At 72.7% G+C, this 17,367-nt stretch carries 15 protein-coding genes; 4 read left to right on the top strand and 11 right to left on the bottom strand.

The window, feature by feature from the left end; genetic code table 11:
- Window positions 1-45: 45 nt before the first annotated feature.
- Window positions 46-2,328, top strand: a complete 2,283-nt coding sequence (locus ACQP1V_RS35010; protein ID WP_433414674.1) for a tetratricopeptide repeat protein — start codon at window positions 46-48, stop codon at window positions 2,326-2,328.
- Window positions 2,329-2,427: 99 nt separating this feature from the next.
- Here ACQP1V_RS35010 and ACQP1V_RS35005 read toward each other — a convergent pair whose 3' ends face one another.
- Entirely contained in the window at window positions 2,428-3,009 is a 582-nt protein-coding gene (locus ACQP1V_RS35005) for a helix-turn-helix domain-containing protein (protein ID WP_387413650.1), read from the bottom strand.
- Between the two features lie 88 nt (window positions 3,010-3,097).
- Between ACQP1V_RS35005 and ACQP1V_RS35000 the strand changes: the two genes are divergently transcribed.
- Window positions 3,098-4,405: a benzoate/H(+) symporter BenE family transporter gene (locus ACQP1V_RS35000; RefSeq protein ID WP_433414672.1), complete on the top strand. Its 1,308-nt coding sequence runs from the start codon at window positions 3,098-3,100 to the stop codon at window positions 4,403-4,405.
- Between the two features lie 60 nt (window positions 4,406-4,465).
- Entirely contained in the window at window positions 4,466-5,236 is a 771-nt protein-coding gene (locus ACQP1V_RS34995; protein ID WP_433414670.1) for an HNH endonuclease family protein, read from the top strand.
- An 82-nt stretch (window positions 5,237-5,318) separates the two neighbouring features.
- On the opposite strand, the gene ACQP1V_RS34990 is transcribed toward ACQP1V_RS34995, so the two are convergent.
- From ACQP1V_RS34990 to aceB, 9 genes are all read right to left on the bottom strand, one after another.
- Window positions 5,319-6,377 (bottom strand): CU044_5270 family protein, encoded by a 1,059-nt coding sequence (locus tag ACQP1V_RS34990; protein ID WP_433414668.1) that lies wholly within the window; start codon window positions 6,375-6,377, stop codon window positions 5,319-5,321.
- Window positions 6,374-7,003 (bottom strand): RNA polymerase sigma factor, encoded by a 630-nt coding sequence (locus ACQP1V_RS34985; RefSeq protein ID WP_433414666.1) that lies wholly within the window; start codon window positions 7,001-7,003, stop codon window positions 6,374-6,376. Before ACQP1V_RS34985 ends, ACQP1V_RS34990 begins: the two co-directional genes overlap by 4 nt.
- Before the next feature lie 164 nt (window positions 7,004-7,167).
- The gene (locus ACQP1V_RS34980) at window positions 7,168-7,839 is read right to left on the bottom strand and encodes a hypothetical protein (RefSeq protein WP_433414664.1); all 672 of its coding nucleotides are present in this window, start codon (window positions 7,837-7,839) and stop codon (window positions 7,168-7,170) included.
- A gap of 97 nt (window positions 7,840-7,936) precedes the next feature.
- Window positions 7,937-8,152, bottom strand: a complete 216-nt coding sequence (locus ACQP1V_RS34975) for a DUF2277 domain-containing protein (RefSeq protein WP_433414662.1) — start codon at window positions 8,150-8,152, stop codon at window positions 7,937-7,939.
- A 57-nt stretch (window positions 8,153-8,209) separates the two neighbouring features.
- The gene (locus ACQP1V_RS34970) at window positions 8,210-8,944 is read right to left on the bottom strand and encodes an IclR family transcriptional regulator (RefSeq protein WP_433414661.1); all 735 of its coding nucleotides are present in this window, start codon (window positions 8,942-8,944) and stop codon (window positions 8,210-8,212) included.
- Window positions 8,945-8,966: 22 nt separating this feature from the next.
- Window positions 8,967-10,208: a (Fe-S)-binding protein gene (locus ACQP1V_RS34965; protein ID WP_433414659.1), complete on the bottom strand. Its 1,242-nt coding sequence runs from the start codon at window positions 10,206-10,208 to the stop codon at window positions 8,967-8,969.
- Window positions 10,209-10,210: 2 nt separating this feature from the next.
- Entirely contained in the window at window positions 10,211-11,488 is a 1,278-nt protein-coding gene (locus ACQP1V_RS34960; RefSeq protein WP_433414657.1) for an FAD-binding oxidoreductase, read from the bottom strand.
- Entirely contained in the window at window positions 11,488-12,945 is a 1,458-nt protein-coding gene (locus ACQP1V_RS34955) for an FAD-linked oxidase C-terminal domain-containing protein (protein ID WP_433414655.1), read from the bottom strand. The genes ACQP1V_RS34960 and ACQP1V_RS34955 overlap by 1 nt, the downstream gene beginning before the upstream one ends.
- 397 nt (window positions 12,946-13,342) lie before the next feature.
- On the bottom strand, window positions 13,343-14,929 hold the full coding sequence (gene aceB, locus ACQP1V_RS34950; RefSeq protein WP_433414653.1) for a malate synthase A: 1,587 nt from the start codon (window positions 14,927-14,929) through the stop codon (window positions 13,343-13,345).
- 172 nt (window positions 14,930-15,101) lie between these two features.
- Between aceB and ACQP1V_RS34945 the strand changes: the two genes are divergently transcribed.
- Window positions 15,102-15,782, top strand: coding sequence for a DUF4097 family beta strand repeat-containing protein (locus ACQP1V_RS34945; protein WP_387413672.1), 681 nt, complete (start codon window positions 15,102-15,104; stop codon window positions 15,780-15,782).
- Window positions 15,783-15,827: 45 nt separating this feature from the next.
- Here the strand turns inward: ACQP1V_RS34945 and ACQP1V_RS34940 are convergent, their stop codons facing one another.
- Window positions 15,828-17,213: an FAD-binding oxidoreductase gene (locus ACQP1V_RS34940; RefSeq protein WP_433414651.1), complete on the bottom strand. Its 1,386-nt coding sequence runs from the start codon at window positions 17,211-17,213 to the stop codon at window positions 15,828-15,830.
- Between the last annotated feature and the right edge of the window lie 154 nt (window positions 17,214-17,367).

Raw genomic sequence — 17,367 nt, 5'->3', positions numbered from 1 at the left:
CGCGGCGTTTGGGGCATGGTCGGTGAGCTGGCAGACTGACTCCCCATGGACGTGGACATCTGGGCCTGGGTCGGCGGCACCCAGCGGGAACTGCACGAAGCCGGCAACGCCGGTCTGGCCGTGGCGCTGGGTGACGTCCCGGCGCAGGCCCTCGAAGGGCGGTACGGGCAGCTCGACATCGTGGCCCCGGCCATCGCCCAGCAGGCGGAGGTGCTCGGCAAGCCGTGGCTGGAGCTCTTCGCCCGCTATTGGCACATGATCGGCCGGGTGGGCGACCGGGCGAACGGCGCGGTCGCGCTCGACGACGCGCGGCAGCTCCTCGAGTTCGCCCAGCGGGACGACGTCCGGGAGTGCCCGGCCGCGTCCGTCGCGGTCGAGGTGCTGGCGATGGCCCAGGCGAACACGGACGGTCCCGGATACGCCGATGAGCGGCTGGCCTCCGTCGGCGCCGCGCTCGACGGCATGGAGCCGGACTCGCTCGCCTTCCCGGGGCTCATCACCCAGTACGTCGCCGCCCTGCTCGACGCGGGCAAGGCCGGCGAGGCGGTCACCTACGCCGAGGCCGCGGTCGAACGGCTGCGGGCCGCCGGCCGCGAGGCGAGCTGGGAGCTCGGCGCGATCTCCGCGCGGGCGCTGCTCGCCGACGGCCGGGCCGAGGCCGCCCTGGCCGCGCTCGACGCGGCCACCGGTTTCAAGCCGGACGACCCGGTCGCCAAGGCGCGCCGCGAGGCGCTGCTGCGCACCGCCATCCTGATCGAGCTCGGCCGTACGGACGAGGCCGTCGAGGCGCTGCCCGACCTCGACGTCGTCGGCGAGCACCCGCGCGAGTGGGTGGAGTGGGCGCTGACGATCGCCAAGCTGGCCGGCAGCGGCTCGATCTCCAACAGCTGGCAGCTCGGCCGGGTGCTGCGCCAGTGGCTCGCGTACTTCGAGACGATGGGCGGGCACCGGGCCCGGGTGGAGCTGGCGCTGGCCGCCGGCGACCTGGCCGTCGCCCGCCAGGCCCTGTGGCAGGCCCGGCTGCTCGCCGACCTGGCCGAGGCGGCGCTGGCCGACCTCAAGACCACGGAGGGCCTCCCCGAGCGGCTCGCCGAGCTGCGCGCCGCCATCGACGCGGCCCCCCTCCTGCCCGCGCCCGGCCCGCAGGAGGAGCTGGTCTCCTACTTCGACGCCGCCGACGGCCGCACGGCCGACCCGGAGCGGTGGGTGGGCTGGCTCTGGCCACTGTCCGGCCGGGACCTGGAGGCGACCCGCCGCCACGCCACCACGCTCGGCTTCCTCGGCTACCCCGGCACCGGGGCGGACATCTACTGGAAGATGATCACGGTGGACGGCGACCCGGCCGCCGCCGCCGAGGAGGACCTCGCGTACCTCACCGGCCTGCTGATCGAGGCGAACCAGGACGAGCGGGTCGAGGAACTCGCCGCCCGCCTGCCCGAGCGGCACTCCCACCTCGCCCTCGCCCGGCTGCACCGCGCCCGCGAGCGCTGGCCGGAGACCGCGGCCGAGGCGGAGCAGGCCGTCGCCGCCGGAGCGGCCGTCGAGGGCCGCCGGCTCTGGTCGGGCGCCGTGCAGCAGCTCGGCGACAACGCCAAGGGCGCCGAGGTCATGCTGCCGCTCCTCGACTCCGACGACGCGGAGGAGGAGGACATCTGGCGGATCATCGTCCTGGCCACCGCGGCCGAGAACTGGACCGCCGTCCGCGCCGCCGCCGCCAAGCTGGGCATGCCGATCCAGTCGGCGGAGGGGCCGATCGAGGAGGAGTGGCACCTCGTCCGCACCATCCTGCCCGCGCCCGACGGCAGCCAGCGGGAGGTGCTCGCCGTACGGACCGGTCCGGCGACGGCGCGCCTCGCGATCCCGCAGCCGCGCGGCATGGACTACAACGCGGGCGACGTGGTCGTGATCGACCCGCGTCCGCTGGAGCCGGTCCCGGAGGACCCCGAGGAGCGGGAGAGCTTCGTCATCCCGTTCGCGGGCGTGACGATGCTGCGCCCCGGCGGGTACACGAGCTGGTTCTTCGACGGCGCGGCGCCCTCGGAGGACGAGTGGACCGAGTTCAACGAGCTGCTCGCCGAGCGCGGCTGGCCGATGTGGGTCTACAGCGACGAGAACTACCAGGTGAACCACCCGGCGACCGGTGAGCGGCTGCCCGGAGTGTTCGGCTGGATCGCGGTGCCGCCGACGGTGGCCCCGGCCGAGCTGGACGCGGTGCTCGACGACGCGACCGAGCAGTGGGTGCACCCGCTCGCCTGGCTCGACCTCGCCCGTGAGGTCGGGATCGAGGTCGAGCGGCACGAGCGCATCTCCAAGGAGTACGGCCTCTGATTCCCGGCTCTCCGGTCACGGAGAGCTCGCGAGAGCGTGAGGGGCGTCCGCCCCGGTCTCACCCGACCGGGGCGGACGCCCCTTTCTCGTCGCGGGGCTTCAGGGCCTCTCCGGCGGCGTCGGGGAGGTGTGGCGGATGACGAGGGAGGCGTGCACGTCCTCGCCGGTCTCCGCGGCGTACATGTGCGGCATGTCGGACACCCAGCTCGCGTGGCCGCCGGCCGGGATGACGATCGGGCGGTCGAGCGGGCCCACCTTGGCGGTCCCGGTGAAGACGGTGAGGAACTCCACGGCGCCCAGCGGGTGGGCGGGGGAGATCTGCACCCGGCCCGGCCTGATCCGCAGCCGGTAGAGCTCGGTCGTGACGCGGCCGTCCACGAAGGTCTCCAGGAGCGCCGCGGAGACCGCGTCCCCGTGGACCACCTCCGGCGGGACGGTTCCCCGCGCGGGGTCGGTCGGCGCGTCCGTGAGCAGGGCCGCGAGGGGCACGTCGAGCTGGGCGGTGATCGCGTAGAGGGTCTCGACGGTCGGGTTGCGAGTGCCGGCCTCCAGTCCGGACAGCGTGGCCTTGCCGACGCCCGCCCGCAGGGCCAGCTCCGACAGGGAAAGGCCGCGTTCGGCGCGCAACCGCCGGACGCGGCGGCCGACCTCGGCGGCGAAGGCGGCGGAGTTCTCCCTCATGTGCCCAGTATCAGGCTCATCCGTTCCGTTTGCGGAACGCGACGGCATAAACTCTGTGTTCCGTATACGGAACGAACGGAGTTCTGCCATGGGGCGCGTGCTGCAGCCGATCCTCGCCGGGGTCGTCCTGGCCGTCGTGGGCTTCGCCAGTTCGTTCGCCGTCGTGCTCGCCGGGCTACGGGCCGTCGGGGCCGACCAGGCTCAGGCGACGTCCGGGCTGCTGGCGCTCTGCCTCGCGATGGGGATCCTCGGGATCGTGCTCGGGCTGCGCTACCGCATGCCGATGAGCGTCGCCTGGTCCACACCGGGCGCCGCGCTGCTGGCGTCGATCGGGTCGGACGGCGCCGATCACTGGGCCGATCACCGAACCGACTACCGGGCCGCGCTGGGCGCCTTCGCCGTCACCGGCCTGCTGTTCGTGCTGGCCGGGCTGTCCGACCGGTTCAGCCGACTACTGCACGCCATCCCCGCCCCGCTGGCCGGGGCCATGCTCGCCGGAGTGCTGCTGCCGCTGTGCCTGGCTCCCGTCCAGGCGGTCGTACAGTTCCCCGGGCCGGCGATACCGATCGTCGTCGCCTGGGCGGTGCTGTTCCGCTTCGCGCGGAGGTGGGCGGTGCCGGGCGCGCTGGTCGTCGCCGTCACCGTCATCCTGCTCACCCAGCCCCGGGCGGAGCACGGCGGCGGCCTGTGGCCCGCGGTGACCGTCGAGGCGCCCGCGTTCTCGGTCGGCGCCGTGGTCGGCATCGCGATCCCGCTGTTCATCGTCACGATGGCGTCCCAGAACGTGGCCGGGATGAGCATGCTCGCGACGTACGGCTACCACCCGAGGCTCCGGCCGATCCTGACCTCGACGGGGCTCGCCACGATCGCCGTGGCCCCCTTCGGCGGGCACGCCGTCAACCTCGCGGCGATCACGACGGCGCTGGCGGCGGGCCCGGACGCGCATCCCGACCGGGAGCGGCGCTGGATCGCCTCGGTCACCGGCGGGGTCGTGTACATCGTGCTCGGCCTGTCCATTGGGCTGACCGTCTCGCTGATCGCCGGATCGCCGCCGCTGCTCATCGAGACGGTGGCGGGGCTGGCGCTGCTGGCCACGCTCGGGTCGGCGGTCCAGGCCGCCGTCGCGAACGAGGGGGAGCGCGACGCGGCGGTGGTCACGTTCGTGGTCACCGCGTCGGGGATCGCTCCCTTCGGCATCGGGGCCGCGTTCTGGGGGCTCGCGGCCGGCCTGGCCTTCCGCGCCCTGCTGGGCAGGCGGCGCAACCCCGCCACGGCGGCGGAAGTGTCCTCCGCCACGCCGTCCGTGTCCGGCTCCGCTCCCGAGCCCGTGTCCGGCTCCGTCCCCGTTCGCGAGCCCGTGTCCGGGTTGACTGGAGAACCTGACATTTCCCGATAATTACTACTTCTTGACCCTTTGCTATACCTAGGTAGGAAATTCCTTGACCTAGGGGTGGCAATGCGGGCACGCGGATCCAGGGCGATCCTCGGTTTCTCGGTGGTGGCGGCCGTACTGGCGGGCTGTGGGCCGCTGGACGTACAGGACGCCGGAGTCGAACACCTCGCCAAGAGCGCCTCGCCGAAGGCGGGCGGGAGCGGGCGGGGGGCCAGTCCGCTGGAGAACACCGATGGGACGCGGCCGGGGCTCGCGCCCATCACGGGAGCGAAGGAGAAGGCGAAGGCCCGCGACCTCATCGAGAAGGTCGCCACCAAGAAGCGCGGCACCAAGGACGGATACAGCCGGGACAAGTTCGGCTCCGCATGGAGCGACAGCGTGGACGACATTCCCTTCGGCCGCAACGGCTGCGACACCCGCAACGACCTCCTCCGGCGGGACGGTCAGAAGCTGCAATATCGCGAGGGGTCAACCTGCATCCTCATCTCCATGACGCTGGACGACCCCTACACCGGCAAGACGATCGACTGGCGCAAGGAGAAGGCCGCCGAGGTCCAGATCGACCACGTCATGCCGCTCTCCTACGACTGGCAGATGGGCGCGTCGCGGTGGAGCGACGCCAAGCGCAAGCAGATCGCCAACGACCCGCTCAACCTGCTGCCCGTGAACGGGTCGATGAACGCGTCGAAGAGCGACTCCGGCCCGGCCAACTGGCTCCCGCCGGTCATCGAGATCCGCTGCTCGTACGCCGTGCGGTTCGCGCAGGTCGCGCTGAAGTACGAGCTGCCGGTGACCCTCGAGGACAAGACGATCATGCTGGAGCAGTGCGCCTGACGACGTGATCGCCTGATCGGGGCCCGCTCCTATGGCCGTGAGGAGCGGGCCCTCGATCAGGCGCGCGGCGGAAAGCCGGAGATCAGCCGCAGCCCACGTGCGGGTCGTCGACCTTGGGAGCCGTGTCCTCGACCGAGACCGTCAGCTGGGCCGTGGAGGCGACCAGGCTGCCGAGCGGCGCCTTGGCCTCCTTCTCGTCCACCACGATGCCGCGCTCGCCCAGCAGCTCGTACGTCTCGGGGTGGAAGACGATGTCCTCGCGGACGCCGGCAGACTCGCGCCCGACGCCGATGCCCTTGCGCCCGGCCGCGTCCTCGGCGTCCTCGGTGACGGTGACGCCGGGGATCGTCGCCGCCGCCTTGAACAGCGCGGCGCGCTGCGCGGCGGGCATGTACGTCTCCCTGAGCAGGTCGCCCACGGCCGTCCAGGCCGCGGCGTCCGCCGGTCTGTCGCCGTGTTCCCTGGAGTACAGGTAGGCGCGCATGCCCTCGGCGTCCTCCGGCAGCTTCTTCAGGCTGGTGTACGCGGTGTCGGAGACGCGGCCGCAGGTGGGCAACGCGTTCCACTCGGTGCCCGGCTTCTCCTGGTTCGCCTCCTTGGGAAGCGGCCAGCCGGGGTAGGCGCGCGGCGCCAGATTCTCGATCTTGAGCGCGCCGTCCCTCGTGCCGTCCGCCGAGAGCCAGATCGCCCGTTTGGTCCGGTAGAGGTAGCGGTTCTCATCCTCCTGAGCGCCGCTTCGAGGATCCAGATCGACGTGGAAGGCCCCGTACATCGTCTCGGACGTGACCTTGATGAACTGGTCGTCGCGCGGGTGCAGGTCGGTCACCGCGCGGGCGGCGCGGCCGAGCACCTCCTCCGCCGACACCTTCGCGATCCTCGGCAGGGTGACCGCGGCCGGCCCGCCGGCGCTCGCCGTGTTCACCGAGCCCGTCCCGGCGTCCTTCGCGCCGGGGGCGAGCGTGCCGACCGCGACGACGCTCGCCGCCGCGACCGCGAGCGCCCCGGCGAGCACGATGCCGTACGGCCGCCGCCGGCGTGCGGCCGGGCCGGTCAGGGCCCGCCGGGCGGCGAGCCTGGCTTCCTGCGAGTACGGCGCGGCCTCCGGGCGGTCCTGCCTGACCATCTCGATTTCGTCGTTCATCCGATTGGCTCCTCGGGAAGGTGAAGGTGGCGGCGGAGCTTCGCCCTGATCCGGTGCAACCGGGAGCGGACCGTGCCGACAGGGATCGTGAGGGCCTCGGCCGTCTCCTCGTAGGAGAGGTCGGCCCAGGCGATGAGCAGGAGCAGGTCCCGCTCGGCCGCGGACAGCCGCGCCAGGGCGGCGGCGAGCGCGGGCCGCATGGCGGCGGCGCTCGCGCGTTCGGCGCTGCGCTCCTCCTCGTGGAGCACCGCCCCGGGCCCGTCCGCGCCGCCCGCGGCCTTGGCCAGCGACCTGAGCCGGCGCGTCTCCGAGCGGCGATGCCCGGAGATCAGCTTGCCCGCGATGCCGTACAACCAGGGCCGGGCGTCCGGCCGGGTCAGGTCGTACTTGTGCCGCTTGCGGAAGGCGACGAGGAAGGTCTCCGCGGTCACGTCGTCGGCCTGGCCGAGTTCGGGGCCGAGACGGCGGGAGACGTAGGCGTGGATCTCGTCCGCGTACCGGTCGAAGACGCCGGAGAACTCCTCCGGCGTCTCCAGGGAGGCACGGATCAGCCCGGCGTCCGTCGAACCGTCCGGCTCGGCCGGGTCGCCGGCCGGCAGGTCCAGACGCGGAGCCGTCGAACTCACCACCCGCTCCGCCTCTCCGCCAAGGAGGGCGCGAAGGGTGGGCCTCCGGTTTCTATCAACATGAGGAGGATGGGTCCTTCCAGGGATAGGCGGGCGCCGACGCGCCCTTCATCTCCTCCTCCGCCGCTCGCGGGGATCGAGTTCCATCCCGTCCTCCTCGTGGATCAGCCGGTCTCGTGAATCAGGAACCCGTTGTGGTCCCTGGCGGTGCCTCCGCCGCGGGCGGCGATGGTCAGGGCGACCCGGCGGGCCGTCTCGGCGAGGCCCGGACCGCGCACGCCGTCGTCCACGCAGACGGAGTAGCCGGTCTCGTCCTCGTCCTCCTCTACGACGATCTCGACCGGGCTCGCGCCGCAGCTCAGCACGGTGATCCCCCCGGCCACGGCGCGGGCGGTCAGGCCGGGCAGCTCTCCGGCGAGCGCCGCGACGAGCTCGGCGACGGGGACCGGCCGTCCGCCGGTGACCTCGGCCAGGTCCGCCGGGGGTTCCGGCCCGCGCGGGTGCACCGTGCCGTTCAGCCGCTCGGCCAGGCCGGCCGCCAGTGCCATGGGCCGGTCGTACTCGCCGCCCTCCTCGTCGTCGATGTTGCCCGCGACGTAGGCGGTCTGCCATCCGGCCGGGATCCCCGCCCTCGCCGCCAGCCCCGGAGCCAACGCGATCGGGCCGCGCAGCCGCACGTTGCCGCCCACCCGCAGGCCGTCGCCGTACGGCCGGGCGTCCGGAGCGTGCAGCCGTACGACCTCCAGTACGGACGCCGGGTCGGGCACGTACGGCAGGAGCAGCGTCGGCCCCTTGCGCAGCCGCCGGGCCAGGAAGAAGTCGGAGAAGAGTCCCATGACGCCAAGTGTCGGGAGCGTGACTTGGGCCTCGCTTGTACGCCACCTGCTGACCCTCCCGGCCGTCCGCCGGGTCGTGTCCGTAAGATCGCCGGGCCTACGCGCGCGCCCCGCGGACCTCGATCGAGGCGAGCAGGTCGGTGCTGGCCCGCGTGATCTCCTCGACCGCCCGCTCGAACGCGGCGGCGTTGTGCGCGGCCGGGGCCCGGAACCCCGAGATCTTCCTGACGTACTGCAGCGCGGCGGCCCGGATGTCGTCGTCGGTCACGTCGTCCGTGAAGGGCGGGCGCAGGGTCTTGATGCTTCGGCACATGCGCCCCATCCTCCTCGTTCTCGTGCCGCCCGGCACCCCGGAGCTTCCCGTGAGCCCTCAGCCGCCGAAGACGGAGGCGCCGAAGTCGTCCGCCACCGCGCGCAGGGAGGCGGCCAGCTCCTCGCGGTCGTGCGCGTCGATCCGCTCGGCCGGCCCGGACACCGACATCGCCGCCAGCACCCGGCCGCCGCTGTACACGGGCACCGCAAGGCAGTGGACGCCGCTCTCCTCCTCGCCCAGGTCCAGCGCGTACCCGCGCTCGCGGACCCGGCCGATCTCGGTGAGCAGCTCGTCCATCTCGACGATCGTCCGGTCGGTGCGGCGCGGCAGGCCGGTACGCACGAGGACGGCCGCGGCGTCCGGCCGGTCGGCCAGCAGCACCTTGCCCACCGCCGTGCTGTGCGGAAGCACCCGCCGCCCGACCTCGGCGAACATCCGCAACCGGCGCGGCGACGGCACCTGCGCCACGTAGACCACGAAGTCGCCCTCCAGCACCGCCATGTTGGCGGTCTCGCCGGACAGCTCGACCATCTTCGCGAGGTACGGCTCGGCCCACGCGGCGACCATCCGCTCCGCCGCGCCGCCGATCCGCAGCAGCGCGCCGCCGAGGGCGTACCTGCGGTCGCTCTCCTGCCGGACGTAGCCGCGCGCGAGCAGCGTCTGCAGCAGCCGGTGGATCGTGCCGTACGGCAGGCCGGTCCGGGCGGCGATCTCCGACAGCCCGGCCGCGCCGCCCTGGCCGGCCAGGGCCTCCAGCACGTCGAGCGCCCGCTCGACGCTCTGCACGCTCACGGACGCACCGTCCTCATCCCGTTCATCGGCCGCCCAGCGCGCGGGCGCCGAGCCCGCGCAGGCTGGCATCGAGCACCTCTGCGGTGTGCGCCACCCTCATCCCGCCCTCTCCCGACCTGCGCATCGCGGCCGCGATCTGCATGGAACAGCCGGGGTTCGCGGAGACCAGCACGTCGGCGCGGGTCGCCAGAACGTGCCGGGCCTTGCGGTCGCCCAGATCTCGGGCGGGCCCCGGCTGGAAAAGGTTATATGTCCCCGCCGACCCGCAGCAGACGGCCGACTCCGCGATCTCCCGCAGTTCCAGGCCGGGGATCGCGCGCAGCAGTTCACGGGGCTGGGAACGCACTCCTTGGGCGTGCGCCAGATGGCACGCGTCGTGGTAGGCCACGGTGACCGGCAGGGGATGGCGGGGTGCCACCGGTCCCAGCTCGACCAGGTATTCGGCGAGGTCGCGCACCCGCAGCGCCGCGGCCCGCTCCGCCCAGCCTCCGGGCTCGTCCTTGAGCACCTCGGCGTACTCCTTCATGCTCGACCCGCAGCCGGCCACGTTCACGACGACGGCCTCCACGCCGGCCCGCTCGAATGTCTCGATCGTGCGCTTGGCGAACCGGCGGGCGTCCCGGCCCGAGTGCAGCGACAGCGCGCCGCAGCATCCCTGCCGCGGAGGGATCACCACGTCGCAGCCCTCCAGCGCGAGCACACGCGCCGTCGCCGCGTTGACCTGGGGGAAGAACTGGCTCTGCACGCATCCGACGAGCATGCCCACGGTCGCCCGGCGCCGTCCGACGGCGTGGACGCGCGGCGGCAGCCGTACCGGCCGGGCGGGCGGCGGGACGAGCTCGGCCATGGCGCCCAGGGAGGGATGCACCCGTTCCAGGAACGGCCGCAGCCGCGTGGCCAGCCGCATCGGCAGGCGCAGCGCGCGCAGCCGCCGCCCGTACGGGAACAGCGTGAAGACCAGCTCCCTGATCGCCCGCTCCTCGGGGGTGCGGACGTGCTCCCGCTCCACCACGGCCCGGGTCTGCTCGATGAGCCGGTCGTACCGCACGCCGGACGGGCAGGCGGTCACGCAGGCCATGCAGCCGAGGCAGGCGTCGAAGTGGCCCGCCATCTCCGGGGTGACCGGGGTGCCCTCGACGTGCTGCGCCATGAGGTGGATCCGGCCGCGCGGCGAGTCCATCTCCTCGCCCCACAGCACGTACGTCGGGCAGGTGGGCAGGCAGAACCCGCAGTGCACGCAGTCTTTGATCAGCTCGGGGTCCATGATCAGATCCCTCCCACGAACCGGCCGGGGGACATCCGGTGATCGGGGTCGAAACGGTCCTTGATCCGGCGCATGAGCGCGAGGCCGCCCACGTGCCCCCACGGGTCCACGCGCCGCGCGACGGGTTCGGGCGCGGAGAGCACGACGACCCGGCCCGCGTCCGCCAGCTCGGCGCGGAGCGCGGAGACGAGGGCCGCCGCGGCGGCCGGATCGGTCTCCGCGGGGAGCGCCACGCGGAGCACCGCCGACGCCAGGGAGCCCCGTACGGCCGCGTCTGTCCTGGCCAGGGCGCCCGCGAAGAGGCCGGGAAGCCGTGACGGCACGGTCCTGATCTCCACCAGGACGCCCCCCTCTCTGGGGTGCCCGCCGGGCTCATAAGACGGTCCGGGGCCGGGCCGTCCCGGTTCCGGAAGCCGTCCCCACCATCGCGGCGGTTCGTCCGCGACTCGTGCCTTCTCGCCCAGCAGGTCCCGTACGGCCTGGGCGCGTTCGGCGGCGGCCGCGCCCTCGACGAGCACCGCGACGGCGCAGGGACCGTCCGGGGCGAGCCGGTCCAGCTCGACCGCGCTCGGCTCGGCCTGGGACGCGGTGACGGCCGGGACGACGGTGAGGATCTCATCCGGCGCCGCGTCCGGCCATACGACCCACGCGCGGGCCGCCGGCAGCGGGTGCAGCCGGAACGTCGCGTCCGCGATCACCCCGAGCGTGCCGTACGAGCCGGTGAACAGCTTGCCCAGGTCGTAGCCCGCGACGTTCTTGACGACCTTGCCGCCCGCCTTGGCGATCGTGCCGTCCGCGAGGACGACGGTGATCCCGATGAGCAGGTCGCGCGCGGTGCCGTACCGGAGGGCGCGCGGGCCCGCGAGGCCGGCGGCGAGCAGGCCGCCGACGGTGCCGCCCTCCAGCGGAGGGTCGAGGGCCAGCTCCTGCCTCTTCGCGGCGAGCGCCTCGGCCAGCGTCTCCACCGGCACTCCGGCCTGGACGCGGACCACCAGGTCGCCCGCCTCGTGCTCCAGGATCTCGTTGAGGCGGCAGGTGTCGATCAGCACGTCGCACCGCTCGGGCGGGCGGCCCCAGTGCAGCGTGGTCCCGGCGCCGGCCACCACGACGGCGAGGTCGTGCGCGCCGCTCACCCGCATCACGGCGGCGATCTCCCGGGTGGTCTCCGGGAGGGCCACCCAGCGCGGCGGGACCCCGGCGACCGCGTCGTCCGGGCCCGCGGGCCGGATCGTCACGCCCGCCGCGGCGAGCGCGGCTCCGGGGCCGGTCGCGCCGTTCATCAGAACGGCTCCGCCCGGCCGGATTCGACGAGAGGATGGACTCCCTTGCGGACGCCCGGCACCTCGCCGCACAACCGAGGGGTGGGGAAGACCTTCCCGGGGTTGGACAGACTGCGGGGATCGAAGGCGCAGCGGACGAGCTGCATCGTGTCCAGGTCCTCCTCCGTGAACATTTTCGGCATATATCGGGACTTGTCGACGCCGACGCCGTGCTCGCCGGTGATCGATCCGCCGTGCTCGATGCACAGGTCGAGGATCCGCCCGCTGACCATGGCGGCACGCTCACCCTCGCCCGGGGTCGCGTCGTCGAACAGGACCAGCGGGTGCAGGTTCCCGTCGCCCGCGTGGAAGACGTTGGCCACGCGGATGCCGTACTCCTCCTGGAGCCGGTCGATCCCGGCCAGCACCTCGGGGAGCGCCGTGCGCGGGACCACGCCGTCCTGCACGATGTACGCCGGGCTGATCCGGCCGACGGCCGCGAACGCCGACTTGCGTCCCTTCCAGATGGCGGCCCGCTCCTCGGCGGAGGCCGCGACCCTGATCTCGAACGCGCCGGACTCCCGGCAGATCCGCTCCACCGCGGCGAACTGGTGCTCCACCTCGGCCCGGGGGCCGTCCAGCTCCACGATGAGAACCGCCCCCGCCCCCTCGGGGTACGCGCACCCGACCGCGGCCTCGGCCGCCTCGACGGCCAGCGCGTCCATCATCTCGATGGCCGCCGGGACGATGCCCGCCGCGATGATCGCCGACACCGCCGCACCGCCCCCCTCGATGCTCCCGAACGCCGCGAGCAGGGTGGTGACCGCCTCCGGCGCCCGCGAGAGCCGTACGGTGATCTTGGTGGCGATGCCGAGCGTGCCCTCGGAACCGACGAAGGCGCCGAGCAGGTCGTAGCCCGGGTCCAGCGCCGACAGCTCCACGATCTCGCCGTCGGGGGTGACGATCTCCAGGCCGAGGATGTGGTTGACGGTGAACCCGTATTTCAGGCAGTGCGCGCCGCCGGCGTTCTCCGCGACGTTGCCGCCGATTGAGCAGACCTGCTGGCTGGACGGGTCGGGCGCGTAGTAGTAGCCCTGCTCGCGCACCGCTTCGGTGATCGCCAGGTTGGTCACCCCCGGCTCGACCACCGCCCGCCGGTTCGGCAGGTCGATCTCCAGGATGCGCCGCATCCGGGACGTGACGATCAGCACGCCGTCGGTCCGGGGGAGCGCGCCGCCGGACAGCCCGGTCCCCGAGCCGCGCGCCACGAACGGCACGCCGTACTCGCCGCACAGCCGGACCACGGCGGCGACCTGCTCGGCGGTCTCCGGGAGGACGACGATCCCCGGCATCGCCCGGTGGAGGGTCAGCCCGTCGCATTCGTACGTCCGCAGGCGTACGGGATCGGTGATCACCGCGCCTGCCGGCAGCAGCTCCGCGAACCGGGCGGCCAGCCGGTCCAGGACCGCATCGGACATCGGATCTCCTTCGGCGTCGAGACGCCCGCCCTTTCACCATGATGCAGGATGAGACGCCCAACGCTTCAGCGCCATCTAGCCAGGAACCTCGGGCGTTCACGCCCGAGAGGAATGGCTTCCCTCTTCGTGGTTTTGTTGTTACGGTTCGTGTTGCAGTGGCGGGACTGAACGCACCCGGTATGCCGGGGAACGGCTCTCTGGTCTGTTATCGACATCGCAACGCGGCGTGGTTCGCCACGCTGGGCAGTGAGTCACGCTGCCGTACGCGGCCTGAACCGTCGAATCCATCGATGGCGAGGAGCTGCAAGCTCGGTCGTTTACGGCCGAGAAGCTGACTCCATCACCGCGCAGGGGAGCGCCCGGCCGGGAGCGGCCAGGCGGGCCGCGGAGCTCCTCGTCAGGGGAGCCGCGCGTACGCGGGCAGGGTGAGGAACTCGGCGAAGTCGTCGTCGAGCGCGACCTCCTTGAACAGGGCGGTCGCCTCGGCGAACAGCTTCTCGTCGTAGCCGGGCTCGGCGGCGAGCTTGTCCAGCTCCTCGCCGATGATCCGCTCGACGTGCTCGCGCGTCACGACCGCGCCGGTGTCGGCGAGCTCGATGTCGTTGTGGATCCACTGCCAGATCTGCGAGCGGGAGATCTCGGCGGTCGCCGCGTCCTCCATCAGGTTGTGGATCGCGACCGCGCCGAGCCCGCCCATCCAGGCCGCGAGGTAGCGCAGGGCGACGTCCACGTTGTTGCGCAGGCCCGCCTCGGTGATCTCGCCCGGCGTCTTGGAGACCGCGAGCAGGTCCTCGGCGGTGACCCGCACGTCCTCACGCAGCCGGTCGAGCTGGTTGGGACGGTCGCCGAGCACGCCGTCGAAGACCTCCCGGCAGATCGGCACCAGGTCGGGGTGGGCGACCCAGGAGCCGTCGAAGCCGTCGCCGGACTCACGGGTCTTGTCGGCGCGCACCTTCTCCAGCGCCACCTTGTTGACCTCGGGGTCGCGGCGCGACGGGATGAACGCCGCCATGCCGCCGATCGCGTGCGCGCCCCGCTTGTGGCAGGTGCGGACCAGCAGCTCGGTGTACGCGCGCATGAACGGCGCGGTCATCGTGACCGCGTTGCGCTCGGGAAGCAGGAACTCCCGGCCCCGGGTGCGGAACTTCTTGATGACGCTGAACAGGTAGTCCCACCGGCCCGCGTTCAGGCCCGCCGAGTGCTCGCGCAGCTCGTAGAGGATCTCCTCCATCTCGAACGCCGCCGGGTAGGTCTCGATCAGCACGGTGGCCCGGATCGTGCCGCGCGGGATCCCGCGCAGCTCCTGCGCCCGGACGAACACGTCGTTCCAGAGCCGGGCCTCCAGATGCGACTCCATCTTCGGCAGGTAGAAGTACGGCCCGCGGCCCTTGGCGATCTGCCGCTCCGCGCAGTGGAAGAAGTAGAGGCCGAAGTCGAGGAGCGACGCCGACACCTCCTCCCCGTCCACCAGGACGTGCTTCTCGGGCAGGTGCCAGCCGCGCGGGCGGACCACGATCGTGGCCAGCTCCTCGTCCGGCCGCAGCGCGTACGTCTTGCCACCGGTCTCGAAGTCGATCTCGCGGTCGAGGGCGGCCCGCAGGTTGAGCTGCCCGTTGACCGTGTTCTCCCAGGTGGGGGCGTTGGCGTCCTCGAAGTCGGCGAGCCACACCTTGGCCCCCGAGTTCAGCGCGTTGATCGTCATCTTGCGGTCGACCGGGCCGGTGATCTCGACCCGGCGGTCCTCCAGGCCGGGGGCGGGGGGTGCGACCCGCCACTCCGACTCGCGGACGTTCCCGGTCTCGGGGAGGAAGCCGAGCGTCCCGCCGGCCGACAGCTCCGCCTGGCGGGCCTGCCGCGCGTCGAGCAGCTCGAGCCGGCGCGCGTTGAACTCCCGCTGGAGCGTGGCGACGAAGTCGAGGGCCTCGGTGGTGAGGATCTCGTCGAACCGGTCCAGGAGCGGACCTCTGATCTCAACGCCTTCCATCGCGCTTCCTTTCCCCGCGTCGTATTTCCATGATGTGGAAAACGAATTCTGGATTATGGAATTGAACGGTACTCTCCGGGTGAGAGCAAGGTCAACATCGGGGGTCGTCTCAGGGGAGGGCAGGGGGCTTCCCCGATGGGCGCCATCCCCGGCCGCCAGCAAAATCAGGGGCATGAGAAGGAAGAACATTGCCGTCCTGGGGCTCGCGCTCGGCCTCGGCCTCGCCATTTCCGCCTGTGACCTGCGGTTCGGTAGCTACACCGAGCGCGAAACGCTGACGTACGACGTCGGGGAGAAGGTCACCGCGATGACCGTGCGGACCGGAGGCGGTGACGTGACGGTGAACGCGTCCGACAGATCCGACATCAGGGTCACGGAGACGGTGCACTGGTCGGGGAACAAGCCCCGCGACGGGCACCGGGTGAACGGTGACACGCTGGACCTTGAATACGACTGCAACAGGTGCGGGGTCGATTACCGCATCGAGATACCGCGCGCGCTGAATGTGAAGATCGACACTGGCGCGGGCGACATCACGCTCCGCTCGCTCGGCGGCCCGCTTGAGCTGCACTCCGGCACCGGCGACGTCGAAGCCACAGGGCTCGCGAGCCGGAAGGTCTCGGCCCAGACCGGCACGGGAGATGTGCGGCTGAAGTTCACCGCGGCGCCCGAGGACGTCAGCGCGGAGGCCGGCACCGGCGATGCCATGCTCTGGCTTCCGGCGGAGAAGTACGACGTGACCGCCGAGGCCGGGATCGGCAAGCGGACGATCGAGGTCGACAACGGCTCCTCCTCGCCCCGGAAGGTCCTCGTCACGAGCGGCGTGGGCGACGCCAAGGTGCTCAAGATCTGACCGTCCGGCCGCGCGGAGGGGAGGCGGCCGGACACGGGCGGAGACTCAGCCCAGGACAGGATGATTGGCCCGGAACACGCCCATCGGGTCGTGGTCGCGCTTGACGTCCCGCAGCCTCGCCAGCACGTCACCGGGGAACGCGGCCGCCGCGCCCTCCTCGTGCCCCAGGAACGTGAACGGCTTGCGCCCGCTCGTGTGCGGGGTCAGCGCCCGGACGATCGACGCCTGCCGCTCCCTGATCCCCGCCGCCACCTCTGGGGTCGCCGGCACGCCCAACATCCCGAGCAGGTACGGCTCCGCGACGCGACCGCAGGCCCCGACGTCCTTCGCCGGCCGCGCCAGCGCTCCGCCGAGATGCCGCAGCTGCACATATGCCAGCGGCGCTACCGAGCCCGGCCCCGCCGAGGCCAGTAGCGCCGTGGCCGCCGCGTCGTCGAGCGCCGTCAGCAACTCGCCACGGAACAGGGACGGGGTGGGCTCCGTCGGCTCGGCGCAGACGTCGCCGAGATCAGCCACATCCAGCGCACACCTCGTGTCGAGGATCACGCCCGGGACGGAGTCGAACCGGCGCAGCAGCGCCCGGCCCTCCGTCGGATCGCCGAGGAAGACGGCTTCGACGGTCACCGCCGACAGACCGCGCAGCGGCTCGGGCACGCTCGGGAACGGCGGGAACTGCAGCAGGTGGAACCACACGCTCAGCTCGTCCGGGGCCGTCGCGGTGACGGAGCGGTACGCCGCCAGCACCTCCTGCGCGCGCTCCGCCGGCCACACGAGGCGCCCGCCGTAGAGGGAGGGCGCGGGGTACAGGTCGATCTCCATCGCGGTCACCAGCGCGAAGTCGCCGCCTCCGCCCCGCAGCGCCCAGAACAGGTCGGGGTCGGAGTCCGCGGTGACCCGGCCTCGCTCGCCCTCGGCGTCCACCACCTCGAAGGCGCGTACGGCGTCGGCCGCGAAGCCGTGCGCCCGGCCGAACCAGCTCAGCCCGCCACCCAGGGTGAAGCCGGTCGCGCTCACCACAGGGGAGCTGCCCGCGAGTCCCGTGAGCCCGTGCCGACCGGCGGCCCGAAGGACGTCGCCCCAGCTCGCGCCCGCCTCGACGCGGGCCGTCCGCGCCGCCGCGTCCACCTGGACGCCGCGCATCCGGCCGGTCCTGAGCAGGATCGCCCCCTCGAACGCGGCCGGAGCGTGGCCGTACGCCTGTGCGGCCACGCCGACGCCGGCGAGCCGCGCGGCCGCCGTGACGGCCGCGGCGTCGGCGGCGTCCTCCGCCTCCACGACGGCGAGCACGTTCTGCTCGACGGCGGGGTCCCACGGTGCGCGCGCGGCGTCGAAGCCCTCGTCGCCCCTGACCAGAACCCGTCCGCGCACCGTACGGCGGAGGTCCTCGCCCAGGGTCGCCGCCACGCCGCCCGCGGTAATGCTGTCGCTCATCTCGTCTGTCCCTCTCTCACTCTTCGGGGTGTTGTGATCGAGGGTGGAGTTCGGTCCTTGCGGCATTCCTGGAGTCCGCTAGCGGACTCCGCAAGTCGCCTTCAAACGGGTATTGCGTCCCCCCTCTGACGAGGCTTTACGCTTGCGTGGCCGA

The organism is Microtetraspora malaysiensis (assembly GCF_050947145.1).
GTDB lineage: Bacteria > Actinomycetota > Actinomycetes > Streptosporangiales > Streptosporangiaceae > Microtetraspora_A > Microtetraspora_A malaysiensis.
The sequence above is the reverse complement of the archived record's forward strand: the minus strand, read 5'-3'. Positions and strand labels throughout refer to the sequence as shown.